The organism is Bacillus sp. 5w2, assembly GCF_054353775.1.
This window is the reverse complement of sequence record NZ_JBTIWT010000007.1, coordinates 135,916-162,853: the sequence shown is the minus strand read 5'-3', so window position 1 is coordinate 162,853 and position 26,938 is coordinate 135,916. Positions and strand designations below refer to the sequence as shown.

The window sequence follows — 26,938 nt, the reverse complement described above, 5'->3', positions numbered from 1 at the left end:
CTTTTTATTAAAATGCCCAGTTACCTTTACGGAAGATTGGTTCATGTCTTCCGTCATCTGTAATACCATCGATATCAAGCTCAGCTGATCCGATCATGAAGTCGTTGTGTGTAATACTAGTATTTGCTCCGTTTTCAGCAAGTTCTTCTTTAGACATTGTTTTTCCGCCAACTAAGTTGAATGCATAAGCACTTCCGATTGCAAGATGGCAAGATGCGTTTTCGTCAAATAGCGTATTGTAGAATAAAATATTTGTGTTTGAAATTGGTGAGTCATGAGGTACTAAAGCCACTTCTCCTAAGAAGTGAGAACCTTCATCTGTTTCTACTAAATGTTTTAAAGCCTCTTCACCAGTTTCAGCTTTATAGTCTACGATACGTCCGTTTTCAAATGTTAACGTGAAGTTATCGATAATGTTACCTGCAAATGCTAACGGTTTTGTACTAGATACTTGGCCGTTTACACCTGTTTTAAGCGGCATTGTAAATACTTCTTCAGTTGGAATGTTCGCCATAAATGGTACGTTCTTTTCATTTAAGCTACCAGCACCAGCCCATACATGTTTTTCTGGAAGTTCGATTGTTAAATCTGTTCCAGGACCCGTATAGTGAAGAGCTTTATAATGTTTTTCGTTTAAGTAATCAACTTTTGTATGTAACGTTTCATCGTGTTCTTTCCATGCTTCTACAGGATTTTCTAAATCAGCGCGAGTCGCTTTAAAGATAGCATCCCATAGTTTTGCTTCTTGTTCTTCTGGTGCAACGTCAGGGAATACTTTCGCAGCCCATTCTTTCGTAGGAACAGAAATGACACACCAGCTTACTTTATCAGCTTGTACGTAATCACGATATACTTTCATTGCTTCACCGGCTACTTTATGAGCAGCTGCAATACGCGTTGAATCTACACCTTTTAATAAATCAGGATTTTCTGCATAAATAGACATAAATGCAGCGCCTTCTTTTGCTAATTCTTCACGAGCGTGTGCTTTCCAAGAAGGGAATTCAGAGAATGCTTCTTCAGGAGCTAGATCGAACTTTAAGCGTGTTAACGTTTCATCATTCCAATCAACATATACGTGTTTTGCACCAGATTTATATGCTTTCTCTGTAACGAGGCGTACAAATTGTACAGCTTCAAGAGGTGCACTAATTGATAATGTTTGTCCTGGTTGAATATTAACACCAACATTGACTGCAAGAGCAGCATATTTCTCTAACGTTTGTTCAAATGACATATGTATAATCTCCTTTAATTTGAAAGATTTCTTACTATATATAATACAAGAAAATTCAAAAAATATATATAAATATAGCGTAAAAAGAGAGCTCAAAATATATTGAGCTCTGATCGTTATTTAATCGAAGAAGCAAATTGTTCTACTGTCGTCGTATTGTGTATGCGAACACGCTTCATTTTTAACAGCTCATCGGGTTCACCTTTCGTAATGAACTTTCCGGGCTTTGTTGTCGTCGCAAATTGATAATACTTCTTCGTTTCTGCAACGACTTTATCATCTACATGACCGAATGGATAAGCAACTGCGATAACAGGCTTACCTGTTATTTTTTCTAGCTTTTCTTTCGATTCCTTTAATTCTTCTTCATAGTTTGTAATCTTCGGTAAGTCTACATGTGTTGCAGTATGAGATTGCATGGAGAAAATACCCGAATCAACCATTTCTTTTATGTCGGATGTAGAAAGAGATCCGTCAGCATCGACATTATTAACAATCATATATTCTGTTGCTGTTGGTTTAAACGTATCGTCTTTTAGCTTTTGCAAAATATGAAATGCATTCATATTATTTTTCATACCGTCATCAAATGTAACAAAGATAGGTTTATTCACCTTATTAATATCGCCCCAGCGTTCAAAAGTTAGTAATGTATAGCCGTTTTCCTTTAAATATTTCATTTGGGCTTCAAAGTTAGCGGGTGATACGAATAAATCTTTAATGCCTTGTCCGTGATAATCATCGAGTGCATGGTACATAAGAACGGGAACCTTTTGTTCGAAAGTAATAGCAGCTTTTGTGAGTGGAATGATTTTCCCATCTTCTTTCATTCCTATTGCTTCAATTTGGAACTCACCGCGTTTTCCTTCAAATTCTTTTATATCAAAAGGAAGTGTAAATTGTTTCTCCTTTTCTTTAGAAGAAAAAGATTTAGCACTTTCCTTCCCATCAGCTGTGCGCCAAATTTTATATTGTACCTCACTTAAAGTATCCTTTATATCTGTCATATGAATAGTAGTGTTTGTAGATTCGTGTGTAATTGGATGATAAGAAATTTTACCTTGTTCTTGTACGGTCACTTCTTGTTTCTTAGTCTCTTGAACCTTTTTCTCTTTTTTAGGTTCAGGACTTACATTGCTACTGTTACAGCCAGCTAAAATGGCAGACGTACATAAAGCGATTGCTGCGTATTTTCTCATAAAATCACCTTCTATTGTGTATTATGTTGCATACGTATTTAAAATCCCCACCGCTGTAAGAGAGGTGGGGACATACCCTTGTTCAGCATATCATTTTTAATTATGAGATAGGTTAGTGCCTTTCGATAGAAATATTCTTTCGTCTTTTAGTAAAGTTTACTTTATAAGAGATATGAATTTTTCCATAGATGTATTAGGCCCTACAAAATGGCGTTTAATTAAGTACTGTTCGTTTGGCATCCCTTTTGTAATGTGATTACCATGATCAGTAGTTACTGCGAATTCATAATGTTTTTTTGTTTCTTCAACAGCTGGATCATTATAAGAACCTACTGGATAGGCGAGAGCAATGACTTTTTTACCAGTAAGGGCTTCGATTTTTTCTTTCGAACTACGTAATTCCTCATCATAATTACTTGAATGAGCCATCATCGTATGATTAGCAGTATGCGATTGAATAGAAAAAATGCCTGAATCCATCATTTGTTTTATCTCATCTGTTGATAGACGATTTGGTTTGTCTATCTCATTTGCAGTAAGAAATTCAGTAGCAGTAGGTTGGAATCTATCATCCTTTAATTTTTGTAAAATATGAAGAGCATTCATATTATTTTTTCGACCATCATCCATCGTTACAAAAATAGGTTTATTTACACGATTTATATCATTCCAACGTTCAAACGTAAGCATCGTATAACCGTTATCTTTCAAATATTGCATATGCTTTTCGAATTGCTCAGGTGGTACGTATAAGCCGTAATCCCCATCACTTGGTCCAGGGTATTTTTCAATCGCATGGTACATTAATACGGGTACATGTTGCTGGAATGTAATTTTAGATGTTACTAGATTTGTTTCAGTATGATCTTCTTTGATTCCTACTGTTTCAATTTGAAATTCGCCACGTTTTAAATGAAATGATTTTAAATGTAGTGGGAGGGCAAAGTCACGATCTTTTTCTTGTGAAGTAAAAGTTTGTTTGCTTTCAGGACCATCAGCAGTACGCCAAATATTGTAACGTACTTGTTTGAATGAATCCCTTAAATCTTTGGTATAAAGCGTGGTGTTTTGTGCGTTATATTCATACGGATCCCATGTAATAACTCCTTGTGTTAAAGGAATTTCAACTGCTTTCGCTTTTTTCTGTTCAACTGTTTGTTTCGCCGTTGCTTCTTTTATTTGTTTATCACTAGAGCTACTAGTGTTACAACCTACGAGAATAGCAGAAGAAAGTAAAGCGATATATGTATACTTTTTCATTCTATCATCCTTCTATTGTGTTTTAATTATCATCACTTATGTCATGAAACCATCGTTCTTATAAGTGACAATAATTCAAATTTTTGGTTTTAAAAATTTGAATTATACCCTTGTCCATCATATCACTATAGAATATATAGGGGAATACACTTTTGGAATATTTCGGAAAAAATACCTTATTTTTTTCTGGTGAGATTTACATAAAAATACATTTAGAAGATGAAAAAACTCCACCTAAACTTCCTTTAGAAAAAGGAGAAGTAAGGTGGAGTTTTTATTAAATAAACAATCCAGCAATTGTCGCAGATAAAATAGAAGCAAGTGTTGATGCAAATAGCATTTTCCAACCAAATTTTGATACGACGCTTCCTTGTTTTTCAGAAAGGGCACGGATTGTACCAACGATCGCACCAATTTGGCTAATACTTGCGAAGCTAATTAAGAATACTGTAACGATTCCGACTGTACGTGGAGATAATGTTGATGCAACACCTTTTAAATCAAGGATTGCTACAAATTCGTTTAAAACAATCTTTGTACCCATAATACCACCAGCTGGGATAATATCTTGAGTCGGAATACCCATTAAGAATGCGAATGGAGCAAGTATATAACCGAAGATTTGTTGTAAAGTAACAGCATATCCCATTGCACCTGAAGCTGCGCTAATTACGTAGTTTACAACTTCCATCACACCGATGAAGGCGATCATTAATGCAGCAACGATACCAGCTACTTTTAAACCATCAAGCGCACCGTTAATCATTGCGCCGATAAAGCTGTCTCCGAATAAAGTTCTATCAAATTTTTGAATCACTTCATCTTCTTTCTTCGTATCAACGGGTGTTAATAACGAACAAACGATTAAGCTTGAGAATAAGTTTAATGGAAGAGCTGCTAGTACATATTTCGCATCTAACATCATTACGTATGATGCTGTAACAGAAGCAGAAACGGAGCTCATCGCAGAACAACAAATGATAAACATACGGTTTTTGTTAAAATGCTGTAAATCATTTTTAATAACGATTAACGCTTCACTTGAACCGAAGAATACAGAGTTTACTGCGTGGAATGACTCGACGCGTGGTAAACCGGTAATTTTTGAAATTGCACCGCCGACAACGCGGACGATGAATGGTAAAACACCTAAATAACTAAAGATAGAAAGTAATGCTGAGAAAAATACGATAATTAATAATACATTTAAGAAAAAGACAAAATCTCTTTGAATTCCATTAAAGAGAAAATCGACACCTGTCGTACCAAGTTTAATTAGTTTGTTGAAAACTTTACTAATGAAGATGATAATTTGTTGACCAATTTTTGTGCCAAACATAAACCAACCGATTAAAATTTGGAAACCAATCATAATAGCAATTGCACGGAAGTTGATTTTACTTTTGTTGTTTGACAAAGCAAAGCATAAACCTAAAACGACAAGAATACCGATAATGCTCATTACATATTGCATGTAGTTGCCCCTTTCAGAAGTTCGTATAAAGTTTGTACATAAAACGCTCGTTATATTACTAAAAATAAAACAAAGAGGTTTTATGTCATACGTAAGATGTCTGACCTTTTAGAAAAATAAAAAAAGACCCATATGGATTCACTTTCATCTATGAGAGAAAGCTAATCAATATGAGTCCTTTTTTGCACATAGGCTAATATTCATTAGTTTTCCCCATAGTCCAGCAATTTAAGGTTGCCGGGTAGAAACTCTCGATCCATATTATCGAGTATATATGAGGTAACATCGTCCGTATTAAATTAGTAGTAGCGTAACATTAGCAGAGAACTATCGTCAATAGCTTTTTTTCTTCCGATAGAAATAGACCGTATAAGTATGATAAAATGTAACGCAGTGTTATGAAAAAGAGAGGTCGGAAAATGAGTACAAAAATGACGCCACCAGTTGAAAAAAACGAATTTATAGATGTAGTGTTTGAAGATTTAACACATGATGGTGCCGGTGTTGCGAAAGTAAAAGGCTATCCTATTTTCGTTAAAAACGGATTACCAGGTGAAGAAGCACAAATTAAAATTATTAAAGTGAAGAAAAACTTCGCATTCGGTCGTTTAATGAAGCTTCATACAGAGAGCCCATATCGTAAAGATGCAGAATGCCCAGTGTACAATCAGTGCGGCGGTTGTCAGCTTCAGCACTTAACATATGAAGGACAATTACAAGCGAAAGAAAAACAAGTACGCGACGTTATGCAACGCATCGGAGGACTAGGTGATGTTCCTGTTCATCCTGTACTTGGCATGAAAAACCCGTGGGTATACCGCAATAAAGCACAAGTACCAATCGGAGAACGTGAAGGCGGACTTGTAGCTGGTTTCTATCGCCAAGGAACGCATGACATCATTAATATGGAATCTTGCTTAATTCAGGCCGAAGAAAATGATACATTAATTCAAGAAGTGAAACGTATTTGTGAGAAGCACGGTATTTCGGCATACAACGAAGAGCGTAATAAAGGAACACTTCGTCACGTAATGGCTCGTTACGGACAAGTAACAGGGGAAATTATGCTTGTCTTCATTACACGTACAGCGGAACTGCCGAACAAAAAAGCAATCATTGAAGAAATTGCTGCGAAATTCCCAGAAGTAAAATCGATTGTTCAAAACGTAAACACGAAACGTACAAACGTAATCTTCGGAGACACAACGACAGTACTGTACGGATCAGAATACATTTATGACTTTATCGGTGACATTAAATTTGCAATTTCAGCACGTTCATTCTATCAAGTAAACCCAGAACAAACGAAAGTGTTATACGATAAAACGTTAGAATATGCAAAACTAGATGGCAACGAAACAGTAATTGATGCCTATTGTGGAATTGGATCAATTTCCTTATTCCTAGCGCAAAAAGCGAAAAAAGTGTACGGCGTTGAAATCGTCCCAGAAGCAATCGAAGACGCAAACCGAAATGCAGCACTAAACAACATGACAAACGCTGAGTTTGGCGTAGGAGAAGCAGAAGTAGTCATTCCAAAATGGTACAAAGAAGGCATAATCGCCGATACAATGGTCGTAGATCCACCGCGTAAAGGTTGTGATGATGCACTACTAAACACAATCATCGACATGAAGCCAAAACGCGTCGTATACGTATCATGTAATCCCGCAACATTAGCACGTGACTTAAAAGTACTAGAAGAAGGCGGATATAAAACGCAGGAAGTACAACCTGTTGATATGTTCCCGCATACGACTCATGTTGAGTGTGTAGCTTGGCTTAAGTTGGTATAATAGAAAAGCAGTTGATATAGGAAAATCTATACCATCTGCTTTTTGGTTTACAAAAATACCATTTATAAGCGATTTTAGTTAAAATAAATATTGCTGATTTTCATAAATTATAAATTGAGAGTTTGAAATTGTATTCATAGTGAGAGGATTTGAATTTGAAATGATAGATAATTTTTGGCGTGATTTACCACGACCATTTTTCGTACTTGCACCAATGGAAGATGTGACAGACGTTGTTTTTCGTCACGTAGTAAGTGAAGCTGGTAGCCCAGACGTATTCTTCACAGAGTTCACAAACTCGGATAGCTATTGTCATCCAGAAGGTATGAAAAGTGTACGTGGCCGTTTAATTTTCACAGAAGATGAACAACCGATCGTGGCGCATATTTGGGGAGATAACCCTGAATACTTCCGCCAAATGAGTATTGGTATGGCAGAGCTAGGATTTAAAGGTATCGATATTAATATGGGATGCCCTGTACCGAACGTTGCATCAAGAGGAAAAGGGAGTGGCCTTATTCTACGTCCAGACGTTGCGGCAGAACTTATCCAAGCAGCAAAAGCGGGCGGACTACCTGTCAGCGTAAAAACACGACTTGGCTTTAAAGAGTTAAGCGAGTGGGAAGATTGGTTAACGCACATTTTCAAACAAGATATTGCAAACCTTTCTATTCACTTACGTACAAGAGAAGAAATGAGCCAAGTAGATGCGCACTGGGAGCTAATTCCGGAAATAAAAAAATTACGTGACCGCATTGCACCAAATACGCTAATAACAATCAATGGAGACATCCTTGATCGTAAAATGGGGCTGGAACTTGCTGAAAAATACGGTATTGATGGCGTAATGATTGGACGAGGCATCTTTAAAAATCCATTTGCTTTTGAAAAAGAGCCAAGAGAGCATAGCAGTAAAGAACACCTTGATCTTTTAAGACTACAACTTGATCTTCAAGATCAATATGCAGAAGTACTACCACGCTCCATCACAGGGCTTCACCGTTTCTTCAAAATTTATGTGAAAGGCTTCCCTGGAGCTGCTGAATTGAGAAATCAATTGATGAGCACGAAGTCGACGGATGAAGTGCGTGCATTACTTGATAAGTTTGAGGCGAGTGTTAATAAAGATGGGGGGAGTGAAACAGTGTAACTTTTGAAAGTTACACTGTTTCATTTTAATTAAGGTGAACCGTATTATAAGTAAGGGCGGTATTCTATGTCGAACAAGGGTAAGAAAAGAATACAGGAGAAAATCGAAAATGGTTGGTCTTGATTTTCAATGATAGTATCATGTTTATTTTATTATGCCTATAATTGGAGGCCATGTGAATGTTAAGTGATCAGGCGAGATATTCTAGGCTCGCGAATATAACAAAAATCATAAATACAAAGTTAGAACTACGTGAAGTATTGCAGCGTGTAACAATGGCTATATCAGAGGAGATTGTTAAGTGCAACGCTGTTGGAATTTATTTACCCCAGGAAGATGGAACATTTAGAGGGTTTGCAGGAAAACCAGAGACAATAAATGGCGTAACGCTCGATACTCAGGTAATCGATCCTGAAATAGACTTACTAGCAAAAGAAGTTATTGAAACAAAAAAAACCATTTATATCCCTGATACATCAAAGGATGATCGGCCGGATTCGAGACCAGTTGCTGCGTTCAAAATTAAGTCTTTATTAGCTCTACCTATCTCATTTGGGCAAGAGTTATTTGGTCTGGTTTTTTTATTTGATTATGGAGTTCCAATGAACTTAACAAATTCAGAAATTCAAAGTGTTGAAGCTTATGTAAATATGGCCGCGGTCGCAATTCAAAACGCAAATAATTTAACTCAAAAGGAAAACCTTATTGCCGAGAAGCAGCTGTTACTAAATGTTACCCGTGATTTATCAATGTGTTCCTCGATACAGGAGAGTTTTGATAAATGTTTTCTTTACTTAGGACAGATTTTAGAGAGTAAAAACATGGCTGCCCACCTTTTAGACCCGCTAGACAAAACCACGATTAAAACAACGAAGTTAAGCAAGGACTGTGATTGGACAGAAGCGGATTGGATGGAGAAAAGCTATGAAGCCAAGATCCAAGAGGTTATTCAAACAAAAAAAATAGATTGTAAGGGTCTACTGATGATTCCATTGGTTTCAATGGGAGAAGTATTAGGGGTAATCGTCGTTGGCAAAGAGGGAAAAGCTCACAATTATGATAATTCCCAAATGCAACTGGCAAAATCTATCGTTGATGCCACAGCGCCTACATTTTCCAACTTGTTATATATGGATCGACTTGAAAGCATGGTGGAAGAGCGAACGAGAGAACTGGCTGTTGCTAATGAAAAAGTTACAAGTGTGATTGAAAGTATTACGGATGGATTTTTTACTTTGAATAATACATGGGCATTTACGTACGTAAATAAGCATCAATATTTTCCACAAAGAAAAACAGCAAAAGATGTATTAGGCAAGAATATATGGGGGATTTTCCCGAGTAGCGTTGACGAAGTTATGTATAAGGAACTTCATCGTGCAATGTCAGAGCGAACTACAGTTTGTTTCGAATTTTTTTCTACCTCTGATGAATATTGGCACGAAGTTATTGCATACCCGTATGATGATGGTATTTGTTGTATTTTTAAAAACATAACGGAAAAAAAGCAATATGAGCAGGAATTGAAAAGGTTATCGAACCTAGATTTAATAGGGCAAATGGCAGCAGGCATCAGCCATGAGATTAGAAATCCAATGACAACAGTACGAGGATTTTTGCAGTTATTAAAAGAAGAGCCAACCTATGAGAAACATAACAAGCACTTTAATTTAATGATTGAAGAACTTGACCGTGCCAATTCTATTATTACTGAATTTCTCTCAATGGGTAATACAAAGAAATCAGATTTGCAGATGTTAGATTTAAATTCAATTATCCGCGATATTATTCCTTTAATAAAGATTGATACGTATAATCAAAATAAATATATTCAAGTCGATACAAATGACATTCCGGAATTACTTTTAAATCGTAATGAGATACGGCAATTATTAATAAACCTATATCGTAATGGCTTAGAAGCGATGGGCACAGAAAAAGCTCTAACCATTAGCACCTACAAAGAAGGTCGAAATTGTGTGGTGCTTGCAGTGCGGGATCAAGGAGAAGGTATCAGGCCTGAAGTATTAGAGAAACTGGGTACTCCATTTTACACGACAAAAGATAATGGAACTGGATTGGGGCTAGGCATATGTTATGCCATTGCTGCCCGTCATAATGCAAAAATAGAAATTCAAACAGGATCGGAAGGCACGACCTTTTTTGTTAAATTTAATTATGAAAATAATGAATAATAACCTCATTTAGATTAGTTACGGTGAACTGTACCACAAATAAAAAGTAAAACTTAAGTAAATATAATCAATATATTTCGCCTGAATTTTACGTAACATTCACGTTTGAGCTGCCAATTAAATTAGAGCTGCATAAAAAGAAATGGACTAACCTATATCAGGTTAGTCCATTTTTAAGTGAGTTAATTAATAGTAAATCCCCATCCTTTTTTGCTTTATTAATATCATCCTCAAAGGAAGGAGCTATCCCACTACCAACTAAAATACCTTTTACAGTATTTAATTTGATTGAAGGCGTTTCTATCGATAGGATCTTTCTTAATTTCTAATAAAATAAATTCGTTATTAGAAGTATCTCTTAATAATAAATAAAATCATCCCCACAACCATTAATCCACCTAAGACTACAAAACCGCCCTCTAAAATGTTAAAGTAGTAACTTAACGACATTCATTTACACATGCTAAAAGCATTATTATAATCAACATTTCAGGAGGCAAAACAATGGCAATGAGCAACAACGATATATTAAAAAGAGTAAGGTACGCTTTAGATATAAGAGATATAGATATGGTAGAAATCTTTAAACTTGGTGGTATGGAAGTAACGAAAGAAGACGTAGTTGATATGCTTACAAAAATAAAGAGAGCTCCTCAGCATGAAGCTGAAAATGATGATGTAATCGAAGATGAGTACGTATTAACGTGCGATATGGTGATGTTAGAAGCATTTTTAAATGGATTTATTACTTTAAAAAGAGGGAAACAAGATCCGAAACCAGGACAACCGGCACCTGTACAAAGCAAAGAGAGTGCTAATAACCTTCTTCTAAAGAAAATGAAAATTGCACTATCATTAACGAGTGAGGATGTACTTGATATATTAGATAGCGTAGGTGTTACGGTAACAAAAGGAGAGTTAGGCGCTCTATTAAGAAAAAAAGGTCATAAAAATTACAAAGAGTGCGGTGATAGATACGCAAGGAATTTCATTAAGGGATTAGGTGTAAAGTATAGAGGGTAATGATTCCGTTAAAGCGATAAATGATATAATAGGTAGAGTAGGGCGTTTATATCCTACTCTTTTTTATTTGTAAAATAATACGTTAGGTGATGAAATGGTACATACATATTTAGGTGAGACAATTAATTTTCATATAACTTATAAAAAGAAAAAATCGGTGCGTCTTTTTGTAGATTCGTACGGAAATGTGGAAGTGCAGGCTCCAAAAGGAACGCCTGTTGAATACTTAGTCCAATTGTTAGAGGAGAAATGGGAGTGGATTCAGAAAACACGTCAGGAAATGCAGGAACGAGCGCTTGGACCACAGGAAAAGGATTATGATCAAGGCGAGGGTTTTCTGTACTTAGGGAATACGTATCCAATACAAATTTCTCAAGATGCAAGTATTACGCAAGACAATGCAGTGTTTGAAGGGAATAAGCTACATATTTATGTGAAAGAGCTTAAGGATGAGAAAATACAGCAAGCTTTAAAACGATTTTATTATAAGCAGTGTAAAACTTTAGTAGAGAAGAGTATTAAAGCGCATCAAAGTAATTTCAAAACAAAACCACGTTCTATTCGTATTACAGATAGTAGTCGTACTTGGGGTACTTGCGATTCGAATTTACAGCTAACATTCAATTGGAAGTTAGCAATGGCACCACAGCGAGTAATTGACTATGTAGTCGTTCATGAAATGTGTCATATGGTTCATTTAAATCATGATCGCTCTTTTTGGCGTCTTGTCGGGAAGATAATGCCTGATTATAAGGAAATGGAAAACTGGTTAGCGTTATCGAGTTGGAAGATGACGGTTTAGTAAGGAATATCGATTTTTGTCGGTAAATCGATATTCCTTGTCGAATCGTTGATATATTTTGAGTTACGATAGATATATTTGAAAAATCGTTGATATAATTTCATGTACCAAAGAACTGTTCAGCGAGGAGAAAATAAAAAGGAAGGGATACCCCTTCCTTTTCTTGCATGTAAATTATCGTCCAAACTTCACAATGAAAGTATCGTCTGTTTTCTCCATCTCATACCCACGATACCCTTCCGAAAGCAACGCCTGCTGTCCACTAGCATCACTCATTAGAATACGCTGAACATCCGTCCAATCTCTTTCTTTATCCCCGCGCAATTCCTTCACAAAAACATACCGCATACTCCCGCCGTATTTCTCTTTCAGCGCAGCAATTTCCATCCCTTGCGCAAACTTATCTTTTAAACTCGGAATGTTAAAAGGCGCAACTGTGCAGCAAACGTAATCGTATTTGCCATCTTCTTTTTGTAATTCGTCCATGATGACGTTTGCTAATATTTTTTGCATCCCATTTCCTCGGCAGTTCGGATGAACGTTTGAGATTTCTTGATAGATGACGCGGTGTAGTTCGCTTTCTGATAGGCCAATATCAAGTCCTAAATGTTCGTCGTCGATAGGAGGGACGAGTAGGGCGCGAAATGCGATGAGTTCGTTTTTTATAAAAGCACCGATCATCATGCCGTTTCCTTCTAGAATGTATTGAAATTCTTCTTGTGAGAGTGGTTGTAAACGACCTTTATCTTCTAATGCCTCAACTACAACGTTTTGTAGTGATAAAATTTGTTCGATATGCTCTCTTGATAGTAATGTAACGTGAAATAGCTCGTTATTTTGTTTTAATGCACCTTCATATAGAACTGTCATGTATGAGCCCTCCTTTAGCGTACAACATCTTGAAAGACGGTTAGTTCTTGTAATGTATCTTCGTTTATTTCAATGCCTAGTCCTGGTTTTTCGTTTAAGCGAATGAATGGCACGTCGTAATGTAAGTTACCAATGTCTTTCGTGAATTTTAATGGTCCTGTAAGTTCTACGCTTGTAATGATTTTTTTTGAGAAAGCGACATGGAATCCTGCGGAAGAGGCAACAGATGATTCGACCATGGATCCAACTTGGCACTCAATGCCTGCCATTTCTGCTTGATGAGCGAGTTTTACAGCGGGATATATGCCGCCGCATTTCATTAGTTTTATGTTCACTTTATCAGCAGCGTCTAATTTAATGATTTGGCGCATTTCACGAGAACTTTTTAATCCTTCATCAATCATAAGCGGAAGGTCTGTTTTAGAACGAATATGAGCCATTGCGTCAATATCGTCCGCTATAACAGGCTGTTCAATCCAGTCGATGTTTACATGTCCTAATGAACGAAGTGCCGTTAATGTGTTTGCGCTATTTTTCCACCCTTGGTTTACATCAACGCGAATCGCAATATCATTTCCTACACGTTCACGTACTGCTTCAATTCGTTTTACATCTTCTTTTACATTTGTACCGACTTTCATTTTGAAAGATTGGTAACCTTTCTGAATCATAGAAGCAGCTTCTTCAGCCATGTCTTCTGGGTCTGCGATACTTAAGACGTGAGTGACAGGGAATTCTTCATGGTATCGTCCGCCAATTAATTGATATACAGGTTGATTTAGTTTTTTACCCATTATATCGAAACAAGCGATATCAATTGCAGCCTTCGCAGTAGGAACACCGTAAATTGTGTTATCCATCATATCGTGTATTTTCTCGATAGTCATTGGATTTTGCCCGATGAGTGCAGGAGCCAGTGTATGTTTTAAAGTATGGAAAGTACTTTCCCATGATTCGCCTGTAACGTGATCATCAGCAACGCCTTCACCGTAACCGATAATGCCTTCGTCTGTTTCCATTTTGACGATAATAGAAGGCATATCAGAATAAGAACCATAACTAATAACAAACGGATCGCGAAGCGGTAAACGAATTGCGTAAAGATGAATAGCTGTAATTTTCATTGAATAAAGACCCCTTCCTGTTTACAATGGTTTTGTACATTTGATATAGTTGACGTTAAATAGTCGTTAATTAATGATAAGGAGTTAGAGAAAATGATGATAAAAATTGCAGTCGTCGGTTCAAAAGAGTTTATGGAGACACTTTTACCTATCGCTCATAAACTAGAAGAAATAGAAATTGATCCATATATTTACCTTCATCCGGCAGAATCTTCTGAACTATTGAAGCGTTTAAAGCCTTGTGATTTCATCTTTTTCTCAGGTGCTTTACCTTATTATATGGCAAAAGAAATAAGAGAACAATTACGAATTCCAAGTACGTACTTACAGCAAGACGAGACAACTGTCGCATCTTCTATTCTTTCTGTCATGTATCACCAACGTATTCAACCACATAAAATTTCAATTGATTTAGTAGACCGCTCATTCATTACAAATGTGTTCCATGATATCGGTATAAAAGAAAATCCACAAGTGTTTGATTATGAAAATATGCTGTGGAGTAAAGATGAAATAAAGAGAGTTATTGATTTTCATGTAGCTAAATACCAATCTGGAGAGGCTCATTTAGCTTTAACTAGCATTCACACTGTCTATGATGAACTTCAAAAAATAGGTATTCCTTCAGAGCGTATGATAGATCCGAAGCAATCCATTATACATGGGTTAAAAGATGCGAAAATAAAAGCTGAGTTAGCAAAAAGCCATTCAGCTACTGTTGGTGCTTGCATGATTTCTTCTTTAGAATTACGAGAAGGTTTGCTTGAGCAATTAGATGTCATTTCAAAAGAACTACGTGGTTCATTTAAAAAAGTTGATGAAATGACGTTCATTTTGTATACGACTCGTGGTGATATTGAATCGATTATAAAAACAAATATGATAAATGATTTATTTGCGAGTATAGAAGGAACGATAGCTATTGGATTTGGTTACGGAAAAACTGTGAAGGAAGCAGAGCAAAATGCTAAAATCGCTCAAGGTTTCGCGAAGAATAATCCAATAGACCACTGTTTTTATATACTAACAAGTGATAAAGAACTATTTGGTCCGTTCCCGAAAGAACAGAGAGTACAAAGTTTGAAGAATGATAACCCGGAGCTAATGAAAATAGCGAAGGAAACGAAACTTAGTCCAGCAAACTTATCAAAAATTATTCAATTTAGTCAATCACATCCGTCATTGAAGTTTACAGCAGCAGATCTTTCTGAATACTTACAAGTGACTCGCCGATCAACAGAAAGGTTATTAAAGAAACTAGTTGATTATGGGTATGTTCATATTTGCGGCGAGGAAATGCCTTATCAACAAGGACGCCCTCGCGCAATATACGAACTGAATTTACCGTTATCTTTAAGCTTCTAATTGAGCCTTTTGTTTTTTTAGTAGTTCTGCTTTTTCAATGTCTGATAGTTTCGTAATTGTGAGACCAGTTATGCCGTAAAGGATTGAGATAATAGGTACGATGAAATTCAATATAGCATAAGGAGCATATTCGAATGCACCAACTCCAAGTGTTGCGAGAATAAATACACCACATGTATTCCAAGGTACGAAGACAGAAGTTAATGTTCCGCCATCTTCTAATGCTCTGGATAAATTTTTAGAATGCAGTCCTTTTTCTGTGTATGCATTTGCGTACATTCTTGAAGGAACAACAATCGAGATATATTGTTCAGAGCAAGTAAGGTTTGTCGCAAAGCACGAAGCAATAGTAGAAGCGATAAGTCCTTTTGATGACTTCGCTAATTTCAAAATTTGATTTACAATTGCGCGAAGAATGCCAGTATGCTCTAGTACTCCTCCGAAGGTCATAGCGACAATTGTCATAGAGACCGTATTCATCATAGAGCTTAAACCACCACGATTAAAGAGTTCGTCTACTAGCTTATTTCCAGTTTCTATAACAAATCCACTTTGGAGTGCGCCGACAGCTGATGAGACAGAACCACCTTGAATAAAGACTTGTGATAAAAATCCTAAAATAATACCTACGAGAATAGCTGGTATAGCTGGAACCTTTTTAGCAACCAATACCATTACGATTACAGGTATAATTAATAGGAAGGGTGAAATAACAAAATTTTGTTGTAATACTTGTAACGTTTGATCGATACTTTTTGCATCAATATTGTTAGCGCCAAAGCTTCTTCCTAAGAGCGCATAAACGATAAGAGTAATAATTAAACCTGGAATTGTAGTAAATAACATATGACGAATATGTGTGAATAAATCTGTATTTGTTAATCCTGCGGCTAAGTTTGTCGTGTCTGAAAGCGGTGACATTTTATCGCCGAAATAAGAACCGGAAATGATAGCACCGGCAACCATTGGAGCTGGGATTCCCATACTTAGGCCAATTCCCATTCCTGCAACACCAATTGTTCCCATTGTAGACCAAGAGCTACCAATCGCTAATGCAACAATAGAACAAATAATTGTAATTGAAACTAAAAATAGTGATGGAGTTAAAAGATTTAACCCGTAATAAATCATTGTTGCGACGATTCCGCCGCCAATCCAAGCACCGATCGTTAAACCTACTAGAATAATGATAACGATAGCGGGTAATGCGAGGCGAATTCCTTTATACATTGATTCTTCAATGTCGTTCCATTTGTAACCGTAACGCCAAGCGACGATAGAAGCAACGGTTGTACCGATAATAAGTGGGACGTGAGGGCTTTGTTCTAATACAACAATTGTAACCATCATAACTGCAACTGTAATAATAATAGGGATTATTGCTATTCCAAAAGGTATTTCTTTTTTCATAAATTTCCTCCTTGTTATGTATGTTTGTTTGTATTTTTAGAATTGTCGTAAAATAGACGTTTATTAGGTTATGATAACTAAAAAGATATGTAAGCGTCAACATAAAAGACAGAAAATAAGTAATATTCTAGTTGTTTGTTTAGTTTGTAATATAGATGTAGAGTAAGCTTTTTAAGTGTTTGAAAATAAACAATTGACTTTTTTCTTAAAATTCAATATGTTCATAAAAACATCTGTTTTTCATAAGTATAATTAACCTGAATGGTTTTGGAATTTGGGAAGGAGAATGTAGCTTTGAAAACATTAGAACTACAAGAGCGTTTAACTGAAATTTTTCAGCATTTACATGAAAACCCTGAAGTGAGTTGGAAAGAGTATGAAACGACAGCGTATATTACTAACTTTTTAAAAGAAGAAGGAATTTCATATAAAATATTTGATGATTGCCCAGGCGTGATCGCTGAAATTGGAAGTGGAAATCCAGTTGTTGCAATTCGTGCCGATATGGATGCACTTTGGCAAGAAGTAGACGGAGAGTTTAAAGCGAATCATTCATGTGGTCACGATGCACATATGACAATTGTGATGGGGCTTATTTTACAATTGAAAAATATGAGATGGGGTAGTGGAACGGTTAGGTTTATTTTTCAGCCGGCAGAGGAAAAAGGAAATGGTTCTTTAAAGATGGTAGAGAAGGGTGCCGTGGATGATGCTGACTTCTTATTTGGTGTTCATTTAAGACCGATTGAAGAACTACCTTTGAAACAAGCTGCCCCATCTATTCGTCACGGAGCAGCAGGATTTTTAGAAGGAACGATTCACGGAGATGATGCACATGGGGCACGCCCGCATCAAGGGATAAATGCAATTGATGTCATTTCGATGATCAATATTGGATTGAAAAATATATGGTTACCGCCGCAAAGTTCCTATTCAGTGAAGATGACAAGGTGCCAAGCTGGTGGTGATAATTTAAATATTATTCCGGGTAACGGTCATTTTAGTTTAGATGTAAGAGCAGAGAATAACATATTACTAAATGAATTGAAGCAAAAAATAGAGCAAGTAATTTTGTCAGCTGAATCAATGGGATCTAAAGTATCTTATGAGTGGATCGATCTCGCACCAGGAGCTGAAGTGTCAGAAGAAGCTGAGCGCTTTATGCGAAAGGGCATTCTTGAAGTGTACGGGGAAGAGGGATGTACTGGACCACTGTATACGACAGGAAGCGATGATTTCCATTACTACACAGTGAAGAGACCACATTTAAAAGCTGTCATGCTTGGACTAGGGGCTAATCTACAACCTGGATTACACCATCCGTATATGAAGTTCGATCATAGTTGTATCATGGATGGAGTAGAAATATTGAAACAAACTGTATTGAAAGTATTAGAGGACAGGGGCTAGAGAGCTCCTGTTTTTTTGTCATACTTTGTCGTTAAATCGATATATTTGAAAAATCGTTGATATATTTGAAGTTACGATAGATATATTGAAAAAATCGTTGATATAATTTCACATACCAACTAATTTGATGAAAAATTCCTCTCCAATACATGGTGTATAATAATAAGTACCATTTTTAATAGGAGAAAATCAATGAACGAACAATATTATGATGCAGTTTTAAATATAAAAACAGTCGGCGAGCAAAAGGGATTTAATAAGTCTATGCATTACCACCGTTATGAGCCGACGCCATATAGTGGATTAGAGGAACTTTTGAACCAATACGAAATTAAAAGTAGCGACCGAATTGTAGACTTTGGATGCGGAAAAGGACGATTAAACTTTTACATGCACCATAAGTGCGGTGCTTCAGCAGTTGGAATTGAAATGAATGAAGAGTTTTATAAAGATGCGATGGATAATCGTGATCGTTATGTGCGAAAAGTACGAAACAGCAAAGATAAAATTCAATTTGAGTGCTGTTTAGCACAAGAATATGAAGTTGATTCGCGTGATAACCGATTTTATTTCTTTAATCCGTTTTCAGTACAAGTATTTATGAACGTAGTAAATAACATTTTGCTTTCGGTAGAAGAGGCAGAGAGGGAAGTGGACATTATTTTATACTATCCTTCGGAGGATTATATTTTCTTCTTAGAGAACCAGACAGCGTTTGAATTAAAGAGAGAGGTTAGATTGCCGGGTGCTTATGAGAAGAATGGGAATGAGAGATTTTTAGTTTATACGTTAGGATTATAAAAAAAACAGGTGCTAAGGCACCTGTTTTTTTTAATTAGTTACGGATTAAGTAATCAAATGCACCTAAAGCTGCGTTTGCACCTGAACCCATAGAGATGATGATTTGTTTGTACGGATTATTTGTACAGTCACCTGCAGCAAACACTCCTGGTACGTTTGTAGCGCCGTGCTTGTCTGTTACGATTTCACCACGAGCGCGTTCAACTGTTTCGCCTAACCAGTCTGTGTTTGGCACAAGACCGATTTGTACGAATACACCTTGTAATTCAACGTGATGAACTTCTTCAGTTTCACGATCGATGTAAGAAATACCGTTTACTTTATCAGTACCAGTAATTTCTTTCGTTTGAACGTTTTTCAGAACAGTTACGTTAGGTAAGCTGTTAAGACGCTCTTGTAATACAGCATCAGCTTTTAATTCTGGCATGAACTCAAGAACAGTTACGTGCTTAACAATACCTGCTAAGTCGATAGCTGCTTCAATACCAGAGTTACCTCCACCGATAACTGCTACGTCTTTTCCAATGAATAATGGACCGTCACAGTGTGGGCAGTATGCTACACCTTTATTTTTGAACTCAGCTTCACCTGGTACGCCAACGTTACGCCAGCGAGCACCTGTTGAAACGATTACGCTCTTACTTTTCAGAATAGCGCCGTTTTCAAGTTCCACTTCAATAAGTTCTTTTTTCTCTAAACGTTTTGCACGTTGTAGATTCATTACATCGATGTCGTATTCTTTTACGTGCTCTTCAAGGCTTGCTACTAGCTTAGGACCTTCAGTGCGTTTTACGCTGATGAAGTTCTCAATACCCATAGTATCCATTACTTGACCACCGAAGCGCTCAGCAACGATACCAGTGCGGATGCCTTTACGTGCTGCATAAATCGCTGCACTTGCACCAGCAGGGCCGCCACCAACAACAAGAACATCGTATGGATCTTTATCAGAAAGCTCTGATGCATCTGGACCGTTACCCATTTTTGCTAAAATTTCTTCAAGTGTCATACGACCGCTTCCGAAAGATTCGCCGTTTAGGTAAACAGTTGGTACTGCCATGATGTCTTTGCTTTCTACTTCCTCTTTGAATGCAGCGCCATCAATCATAGTATGTGTAATACCAGAGTTTAGAACGCTCATTACGTTAAGAGCTTGTACAACATCAGGACAGTTATGACAACTTAGGCTGATATAAGATTCAAAATGATATTCGCCTTGAATGTTTTTAATTTGATCGATTAATTTTTGTTCAACTTTTGGAGCGCGTCCACTTACTTGTAGTAAAGCTAACACTAATGAAGTAAATTCGTGTCCTAATGGAATACCAGCGAATACGACACCAGTGTCTTCACCAGGGCGGTTTACGCTAAAGCTTGGTGTTCTCTCTAATTCAACTTTTTCTACTGTAATCTTAGATGACATAGTAGCTAATTCGTCTACTAGAGCTAACATATCTTTAGATACGTTATCGTCTCCTGCGCTTACTTTAAGTAAAATATCGTTCTCCATTAACTGAAGGTATTGGGATAGTTGTGTTTTTATATCTGCATCTAGTATCATTTTGATCGAACTCCTTAGATTTTGCCTACAAGGTCAAGGCTTGGTTTAAGTGTTGCAGAACCCTCTTGCCATTTAGCTGGGCAAACTTCACCTGGGTTGTTACGTACGTATTGAGCTGCTTTAATTTTGTTAACAAGAATGCTTGCGTCACGGCCGATACCGTCAGCATTGATTTCCATAGATTGGATAACGCCGTCTGGATCGATGATGAATGTACCACGAGCAGCAAGACCTTCTTCTTCCATTAAAACGTTGAAGTTTGTAGTGATTGTGCGAGTTGGGTCACCAATCATAATGTATTCGATTTTGCCGATAGTTTCTGAGCTATCATGCCATGCTTTGTGAGTGAAGTGAGTGTCTGTAGATACAGAGTATACTTCAACGCCTAACTCTTTAAGAGTTGCGTATTGGTTTTGTAAGTCTTCAAGTTCAGTTGGGCAAACGAATGTGAAGTCAGCTGGGTAGAAACAAACTACACTCCATTTTCCTTTTAAACTTTCGTCAGTAACTTGGATAAATTCTCCATTATGGTAAGCATTAGCTTTAAACGGTTTTACTTCTGTGCCGATTAATAACATATTAAAATTCCTCCTAAATGTTGGTTTTGAGCATCAAAAAATAGTGTGCTCATAAAATATATTTTTTAATTAACTATAATAATTCTAATTCGATATTAATTATCATATAGAAGTGGTTATTTTGTCAAGTGAATAAACCAACTTTATACCAATTTAATTAATATTTATTCTCAATTAAGGCTATTAGGGAATTAAAAGGTAATTTTATGTCGTAAATTTTCAATGAGTGCTTAAAAGAGTGGTGTGTATGTTAGAGATATGGTGTAAGGATAGATTCTTAGGGAGGAAATATTTCTTAGAAGTTGTGTATTTGAAAAGTCGTTGTCTACTTCTATTTTACAAAGAATTGTGCGATAAATAAAATAAAATGAATCAGAATCTTTTTGAACAATTTTTGTCATCCCAAATATATAATTAGGAAGTATATTGTAATGATAATTAGAAATATTGACTCAAGGTGCTAACAAGATATAATAAAACCTAGATATACCTTTCAAAAAGAAGAATATATAATATAGGATGAAAAAATTTCACCCTATTATTTTTTATGGCCTTTAGAAAACGCTTACAATTGGTATGGAGGGGAAACCATGTCTACGTTCACAAAGTATTTTTTAATGGAAGCTAAAGATGTGATTGCATATGTGAAAGAGAAATTATCTAAGTTTGAGGATGCAAAGGGGTTACAGTGTAAAGAAATAGGCGATGGTAATTTAAATTATGTATTCCGCGTTTGGGATGAACAGAAGAATATTTCTGTCATTGTAAAGCAAGCTGGAGATACAGCACGTATTTCAGATGAGTTTAAGTTGTCGACGAATCGTATTCGTATAGAATCAGATGTTTTGCAGTTAGAGGAGGAGTTAGCACCTGGGCTTGTTCCAAACGTATATTTGTTTGATAGTGTGATGAATTGTTGCGTAATGGAAGATTTATCGGATCACACAATATTACGTACAGCACTTATAAATCATCAAATATTTCCGAGGCTTGCTGATGATTTAACGACTTTTGTGGTAAATACTCTTCTATTAACATCAGACGTTGTAATGAATCATAAAGAAAAGAAGGAACTTGTGAAGAATTATATAAATCCTGAGTTATGTGAGATTACAGAAGACCTCGTATACGCGGAACCATTTACAAATCATCATAATCGTAATGAGTTATTTCCGTTAAATGAAGGATGGATTAGAGAGCATATTTATAGTGATAAAGAGCTTCGTATGGAAGTAGCAAAGCTTAAATTTTCTTTTATGACGAATGCACAGGCGTTGCTCCACGGTGATTTACATACCGGTTCTGTTTTTGTGAAAGGTGATTCTACAAAGGTAATTGATCCTGAGTTTGCCTTTTATGGACCGATGGGATATGACGTTGGGAACGTGATGGCGAATTTAATGTTTGCTTGGGTGAATGCAGATGCGACTATGCCGCCTGGGGCTGAGAAAGATACGTATATGGATTGGCTACAATCGACAATGGTGGATGTAATTGATTTATTTAAGAAGAAGTTTTTAGATGCTTGGGATATTCATGTGACAGAGATTATGGCGAAGGAAGAAGGCTTTAACGAAGTTTATTTACAATCTGTATTAGAGGATACGGCTGCAGTGACAGGCCTTGAGTTAATTCGTCGTATTGTTGGGTTAGCGAAAGTAAAGGATATTACTTGTATTGAGAATGAGGAAGTACGTGCTAGAGCGGAACGTATTTGTCTTCAGGCAGCGAAGAAGTTTATTTTACATGCGAAACAATATAAAACAGGTAAAAGCTTTATAGAAACGCTAAAAGAACAATCTGTGCAGAATGCGAAGTAAGGGGAGAAAGTGATGAAAGAGCAGTTAATACCGATTCAGTGGAAAGATGATACATTAGTTTTATTAGATCAAACACTATTACCGAATGAAGTTGTCTATGAGTCTTTCAAAACAGCTGAAAGTGTATGGGATGCCATTCAAGTAATGAAAGTGCGAGGAGCACCAGCAATCGGTGTTTCAGCAGCTTATGGTGCGTATTTAGGAATCAAGGAAGTTCCTCAAAGTACGGTGGAAGAATTTATAGAGGAAGTAAAAAAGGTATGTGCATACTTAGCAACATCAAGGCCGACAGCAGTAAATTTATTCTGGGCACTTGAAAGAATGGAGGCAGTAGCGACAGAGAACGCGCACTTATCAATCGCTCAGTTGAAAGATAGATTACTAGAAGAGGCAAAAGAGATTCATAGAGAAGATGAAGAAATTAACCGTCAAATTGGAGAGCATGCATTGACGTTATTCCATGATGGGATTGGAGTATTAACACATTGTAATGCTGGTGCGTTAGCGACGACTAAGTATGGCACTGCGACAGCTCCAATGTACTTAGCAAAAGAAAAAGGATGGGACTTAAAAATCTTTTCGGATGAAACACGTCCAAGATTACAAGGTTCAACGTTAACAGCATTAGAACTACAGCGAGCGGGAATTGATGTTACTGTCATTACGGATAATATGGCAGCTATGGTTATGTCACAAGGAAAGATTGATGCGGTAATCGTTGGATGCGATCGTGTGGCAGCAAACGGTGATGTAGCCAATAAAATTGGGACATTAGGCGTATCTATTTTAGCAAAATACTACAACATTCCGTTTTATGTAGCAGCACCAACACCGACAATTGACTTGAAAACACCAACAGGAAAAGAAATTCCGATTGAGGAAAGAGATGCTGCTGAAGTAATTAATCGCTTCGGACAATATTCTGCGCCGAAAGAAAGTAAAGTATATAATCCGGCATTTGATGTCACGCCACATGAAAATGTAACAGCGATTATTACGGAAAAAGGGATTGTAAAAGCACCGTTTACGGAGAATTTAAAAAAGCTATTTTAGTAAGTAGATAGATTTAAAAAGTCAGTCATCATAAGCTTCATACTTAGGGGGATGTATATGTTATTACAAAAAGAAAGAGAAGAAATTGTAGCGTACGGAAAGAAAATGATTTCTAGCGGTTTAACAAAGGGAACAGGCGGTAATATTAGTATCTTCAATCGTGAACAAGGTCTTGTTGCAATTAGCCCAAGTGGTTTAGAGTATTATGAAACGAAGCCTGAAGATGTAGTTATATTAAACTTAGATGGTGAAGTGGTAGAGGGAGAGAGAAAACCATCAAGCGAGCTCGATATGCACCTTATTTATTATAGAAATCGTGAAGACATAAATGCGCTTGTGCATACACATTCTCCTTATGCGAAGACGATTGCATCATTAGGATGGGAACTTCCTGCTGTATCGTATTTAATTGCTTTTGCAGGCCCGAATGTTCGCTGTGCACCGTATGAAACATTTGGTACGAAGCAATTAGCAGAGGCTGCTTTTGAAGGTATGATTGATCGACGTGCCGTTTTACTTGCCAATCACGGTTTAATTGCAGGTGCAAATCATATAAAAATGGCGTTTACTGTTGCGGAAGAGATTGAGTTTTGCGCGCAAATTTATTATCAAACGAAAAGTGTCGGAGAGCCGAAGTTGTTGCCAGAAGATGAGATGGAGAATTTGGCGAAGAAGTTTGAAGGGTATGGGCAGCAGTAGAATGACACAAAAAAATACCCTCAAGATTTGACTCTTGAGGGTATTTCTATGCTTTCTTAAGCAACAAATACATAAAGTAAGGAGCACCAATTAAAGCGACAACAATACCTGCTGGGATGCCATTAGGATCAACGATATTTCGTCCAATTGTATCTGCTAATAGCAATAGCCATCCGCCGATTAAAAGGGCGATAGGCATGAAGATTTGATGTCTTGGACCTACTAAAGATTTCGCGATATGAGGAGCCATCAGCCCGATAAAGCTAATGCCTCCTGTTACGGAAACAGCTGCAGCTGCAAGCGCAACGGCTGCAACTAATAGGTATCTGCGTTCTTTTTCAATTTCAATTCCAACACCGATTGCGACTGGTTCGTTTAATGCTAGAATGTTTAATCGATTTGCTTTATAGAAAACGAACGGAATTAATACGATTAACCATGGGAGCATTGCTAAAACGAAGATCCAGTCATCTCCCCAAATATTTCCGGCAATCCATTTTGAAATAAAGTCTACTTTCATGCGATCTGCGGATGAAATAAGGACAATCATCATTCCGGATAGTGCAAATGCAAAACCGATACCGGTTAATGTTAATCGTATTGGCTGAAGTCCAGTTGATTTACTATATGAAAATACGTAAATTAGAACAGCTGTTAGAAATGCCCCGATAAATCCAACGACAGGTAGTAAGTAAAGAAATGAACCTACATCTATGGGAAAGTATAAAAAGAAAATAGCAACAGCAACACCGGCCCCAGAGTTGATTCCGAGAATACCAGGTTCAGCTAAATCATTTCGGGTAATTCCTTGCAGAATAGCCCCTGATAAAGCGAGAGCCATACCAGCTAATAATGTAATGATAATTCTAGGTAGCCTTAAAGAGTATAAAACAAACTCCTCTTTAAAAGTCCCTTGCCCCATTAATGTTGGGAGTAGTCGATCATAAGATAAAGATGCTGAACCAAGTCCCATTCCAACTACGATGGTGGTGATGGTTAGTATGAGTAAAGCGAGTATAATAAGACGTTGTTTTCTTAGAATAGATTGCATCATGAGAATGTTTTTCCTCCTTTACGTACAACGAATAGGAAGAATGGTAACCCTACAATTGCGACAATAGCGGCAACTGGTGTTTCGTACGGAGCGTTAATAGTACGTCCGATTGTATCTGCAAGTAGCATAAAGGAAGCTCCAGCAATTGCTGACATCGGTATAACAAATCGATAATCTGGACCGACAATTGGACGTACCATGTGAGGTACCATTAAACCGATAAATGCCATATTTCCGACAAGCGCTACAGACGCACCTGCAAGTAAGATAATAATGATAAATAGAATGGTTTTAATAACAATAATTTTTTGACCTAGTCCAATAGCCACTTCTTCACTGAAACTAAGAACTGTCAATTTTTTTGCTAGTAAGATAGCGATAAAGATGCTAATTGAAATGACTGGAATAATAATTTTCAATTGGCTCCAAGTTGTTCCAATTACGCCCCCAGCAGTCCAAAGTGATACATCTTGTGAAATTTTGAAGTAAATGCCGACTCCTTCTGAAATTGCGAGTAGGAATGCTGAAACGGCAGCCCCTGCTAATACAATTCGAAGAGGAGAAAGTCCGCCCTTTTTCATCATACCAATTCCAAATACCATAATTGCGCCAACCGCAGCACCGATAAAGCAAGCAAATGTTAAGTAAAGATAGCTGATGGAAGGGTTGAAAGCAAGTGTCAGCGCGAGCGCAGCATTTGCTCCACCAGATAGCCCTAATAATCCAGGATCTGCAAGAGGATTTCGTGTTAATCCTTGCATAATGGCTCCAGAAACAGCGAGTCCAGCTCCTACAAAAATAGCAGCAACTTCACGTGGCAAACGTATTTCGCGAATAATAGATATTTTGTCCCCTTTAGCGGAGGAAGTGAGTGCTAACCATACGTCTTTTATTGAAGTATCTGCAGCACCTAATACCATTGCCACCATAAAAATAAGAAAGAATGCAATTAAGCTCAAAATTAGTTTGTATGTAAAAGCTATCGAACGTGGATTGTCGTGATCTTTTGTCATTCGTTTCACATCTTTTCTGTTCATAGAATAAAGGAAGAGGAATT

23 protein-coding genes and 1 riboswitch are annotated in these 26,938 nt (G+C 37.0%); of the genes, 12 read left to right on the top strand and 11 right to left on the bottom strand.

What is annotated here, in order from left to right; translation table 11 throughout:
* Positions 1-7 precede the first annotated feature (7 nt).
* The 3 genes from ACXY7N_RS14870 to ACXY7N_RS14860 form a co-directional block, all read right to left on the bottom strand.
* Complete coding sequence (locus ACXY7N_RS14870) at positions 8-1,237, bottom strand: aminopeptidase (RefSeq protein WP_016089528.1); 1,230 nt, start codon at positions 1,235-1,237, stop codon at positions 8-10.
* A gap of 116 nt (positions 1,238-1,353) precedes the next feature.
* The gene (locus tag ACXY7N_RS14865; protein WP_116363672.1) at positions 1,354-2,436 is read right to left on the bottom strand and encodes a polysaccharide deacetylase family protein; all 1,083 of its coding nucleotides are present in this window, start codon (positions 2,434-2,436) and stop codon (positions 1,354-1,356) included.
* 156 nt (positions 2,437-2,592) lie between these two features.
* Positions 2,593-3,696 (bottom strand): polysaccharide deacetylase family protein, encoded by a 1,104-nt coding sequence (locus ACXY7N_RS14860; protein WP_016089526.1) that lies wholly within the window; start codon positions 3,694-3,696, stop codon positions 2,593-2,595.
* Between the two features lie 152 nt (positions 3,697-3,848).
* Here ACXY7N_RS14860 and ACXY7N_RS14855 point away from each other — a divergent pair, with 152 nt between their 5' ends.
* On the top strand, positions 3,849-3,977 hold the full coding sequence (locus ACXY7N_RS14855; RefSeq protein WP_255290085.1) for a hypothetical protein: 129 nt from the start codon (positions 3,849-3,851) through the stop codon (positions 3,975-3,977).
* On the opposite strand, the gene ACXY7N_RS14850 is transcribed toward ACXY7N_RS14855, so the two are convergent.
* On the bottom strand, positions 3,974-5,170 hold the full coding sequence (locus ACXY7N_RS14850; RefSeq protein ID WP_016089525.1) for a NupC/NupG family nucleoside CNT transporter: 1,197 nt from the start codon (positions 5,168-5,170) through the stop codon (positions 3,974-3,976). The genes ACXY7N_RS14855 and ACXY7N_RS14850 overlap by 4 nt on opposite strands.
* 196 nt (positions 5,171-5,366) lie before the next feature.
* Positions 5,367-5,468, bottom strand: a riboswitch (purine riboswitch).
* Positions 5,469-5,589: 121 nt separating this feature from the next.
* On the opposite strand from ACXY7N_RS14850, the gene rlmD reads away from it, so the two are divergent.
* The 5 genes from rlmD to ACXY7N_RS14825 all read left to right on the top strand — a co-directional run bounded on the left by rlmD (position 5,590) and on the right by ACXY7N_RS14825 (position 12,136).
* On the top strand, positions 5,590-6,966 hold the full coding sequence (gene rlmD, locus ACXY7N_RS14845; protein WP_016089524.1) for a 23S rRNA (uracil(1939)-C(5))-methyltransferase RlmD: 1,377 nt from the start codon (positions 5,590-5,592) through the stop codon (positions 6,964-6,966).
* Positions 6,967-7,126: 160 nt separating this feature from the next.
* Complete coding sequence (locus ACXY7N_RS14840; protein ID WP_116363671.1) at positions 7,127-8,116, top strand: tRNA dihydrouridine synthase; 990 nt, start codon at positions 7,127-7,129, stop codon at positions 8,114-8,116.
* 179 nt (positions 8,117-8,295) lie between these two features.
* A complete protein-coding gene (locus ACXY7N_RS14835) occupies positions 8,296-10,311 on the top strand; it encodes a GAF domain-containing sensor histidine kinase (protein WP_016089522.1) in 2,016 nt (671 codons plus the stop codon).
* Positions 10,312-10,815: 504 nt separating this feature from the next.
* Positions 10,816-11,334 (top strand): YehS family protein, encoded by a 519-nt coding sequence (locus ACXY7N_RS14830; protein WP_116363670.1) that lies wholly within the window; start codon positions 10,816-10,818, stop codon positions 11,332-11,334.
* Positions 11,335-11,428: 94 nt separating this feature from the next.
* Complete coding sequence (locus ACXY7N_RS14825; RefSeq protein WP_016089520.1) at positions 11,429-12,136, top strand: M48 family metallopeptidase; 708 nt, start codon at positions 11,429-11,431, stop codon at positions 12,134-12,136.
* Between the two features lie 174 nt (positions 12,137-12,310).
* Here the strand turns inward: ACXY7N_RS14825 and ACXY7N_RS14820 are convergent, their stop codons facing one another.
* Together ACXY7N_RS14820 and ACXY7N_RS14815 are read right to left on the bottom strand one after the other, a co-directional pair.
* Positions 12,311-13,006 carry a GNAT family N-acetyltransferase gene (locus ACXY7N_RS14820; RefSeq protein WP_353811506.1) on the bottom strand — a complete coding sequence of 232 codons (696 nt, stop codon included), beginning with the start codon at positions 13,004-13,006 and terminating at the stop codon, positions 12,311-12,313.
* Between the two features lie 14 nt (positions 13,007-13,020).
* A complete protein-coding gene (locus tag ACXY7N_RS14815) occupies positions 13,021-14,130 on the bottom strand; it encodes a mandelate racemase/muconate lactonizing enzyme family protein (RefSeq protein ID WP_016133501.1) in 1,110 nt (369 codons plus the stop codon).
* Positions 14,131-14,223: 93 nt separating this feature from the next.
* Here ACXY7N_RS14815 and ACXY7N_RS14810 point away from each other — a divergent pair, with 93 nt between their 5' ends.
* Positions 14,224-15,495 (top strand): transcriptional regulator, encoded by a 1,272-nt coding sequence (locus ACXY7N_RS14810; protein ID WP_353811505.1) that lies wholly within the window; start codon positions 14,224-14,226, stop codon positions 15,493-15,495.
* On the opposite strand, the gene nhaC is transcribed toward ACXY7N_RS14810, so the two are convergent.
* On the bottom strand, positions 15,484-16,905 hold the full coding sequence (gene nhaC / locus ACXY7N_RS14805; protein ID WP_016089516.1) for a Na+/H+ antiporter NhaC: 1,422 nt from the start codon (positions 16,903-16,905) through the stop codon (positions 15,484-15,486). The two genes, ACXY7N_RS14810 and nhaC, sit on opposite strands and share 12 nt — an antisense overlap.
* A 294-nt stretch (positions 16,906-17,199) precedes the next feature.
* Here nhaC and ACXY7N_RS14800 point away from each other — a divergent pair, with 294 nt between their 5' ends.
* Positions 17,200-18,315: a M20 peptidase aminoacylase family protein gene (locus ACXY7N_RS14800; RefSeq protein ID WP_353761363.1), complete on the top strand. Its 1,116-nt coding sequence runs from the start codon at positions 17,200-17,202 to the stop codon at positions 18,313-18,315.
* Positions 18,316-18,507: 192 nt separating this feature from the next.
* The gene (locus tag ACXY7N_RS14795; protein WP_016133505.1) at positions 18,508-19,116 is read left to right on the top strand and encodes an SAM-dependent methyltransferase; all 609 of its coding nucleotides are present in this window, start codon (positions 18,508-18,510) and stop codon (positions 19,114-19,116) included.
* A gap of 34 nt (positions 19,117-19,150) precedes the next feature.
* On the opposite strand, the gene ahpF is transcribed toward ACXY7N_RS14795, so the two are convergent.
* On the bottom strand, positions 19,151-20,677 hold the full coding sequence (gene ahpF / locus ACXY7N_RS14790) for an alkyl hydroperoxide reductase subunit F (RefSeq protein ID WP_016089513.1): 1,527 nt from the start codon (positions 20,675-20,677) through the stop codon (positions 19,151-19,153).
* Between the two features lie 14 nt (positions 20,678-20,691).
* A complete protein-coding gene (gene ahpC / locus ACXY7N_RS14785; protein ID WP_000924422.1) occupies positions 20,692-21,255 on the bottom strand; it encodes an alkyl hydroperoxide reductase subunit C in 564 nt (187 codons plus the stop codon).
* 590 nt (positions 21,256-21,845) lie between these two features.
* Here ahpC and mtnK point away from each other — a divergent pair.
* From mtnK to ACXY7N_RS14770, 3 genes are read left to right on the top strand one after another with little or no spacing between them, the layout of a single operon-like run.
* The gene (gene mtnK, locus ACXY7N_RS14780; protein ID WP_353811504.1) at positions 21,846-23,075 is read left to right on the top strand and encodes an S-methyl-5-thioribose kinase; all 1,230 of its coding nucleotides are present in this window, start codon (positions 21,846-21,848) and stop codon (positions 23,073-23,075) included.
* Between the two features lie 12 nt (positions 23,076-23,087).
* Positions 23,088-24,128 (top strand): S-methyl-5-thioribose-1-phosphate isomerase, encoded by a 1,041-nt coding sequence (gene mtnA / locus ACXY7N_RS14775; protein ID WP_353811503.1) that lies wholly within the window; start codon positions 23,088-23,090, stop codon positions 24,126-24,128.
* Between the two features lie 57 nt (positions 24,129-24,185).
* Positions 24,186-24,827 carry an L-fuculose-phosphate aldolase gene (locus ACXY7N_RS14770; RefSeq protein WP_016133508.1) on the top strand — a complete coding sequence of 214 codons (642 nt, stop codon included), beginning with the start codon at positions 24,186-24,188 and terminating at the stop codon, positions 24,825-24,827.
* 46 nt (positions 24,828-24,873) lie between these two features.
* Here the strand turns inward: ACXY7N_RS14770 and ACXY7N_RS14765 are convergent, their stop codons facing one another.
* Both ACXY7N_RS14765 and ACXY7N_RS14760 read right to left on the bottom strand, forming a co-directional pair.
* Entirely contained in the window at positions 24,874-25,881 is a 1,008-nt protein-coding gene (locus tag ACXY7N_RS14765) for a FecCD family ABC transporter permease (RefSeq protein WP_016089509.1), read from the bottom strand.
* On the bottom strand, positions 25,878-26,918 hold the full coding sequence (locus ACXY7N_RS14760; protein ID WP_016089508.1) for a FecCD family ABC transporter permease: 1,041 nt from the start codon (positions 26,916-26,918) through the stop codon (positions 25,878-25,880). Before ACXY7N_RS14760 ends, ACXY7N_RS14765 begins: the two co-directional genes overlap by 4 nt.
* Positions 26,919-26,938 lie beyond the last annotated feature (20 nt).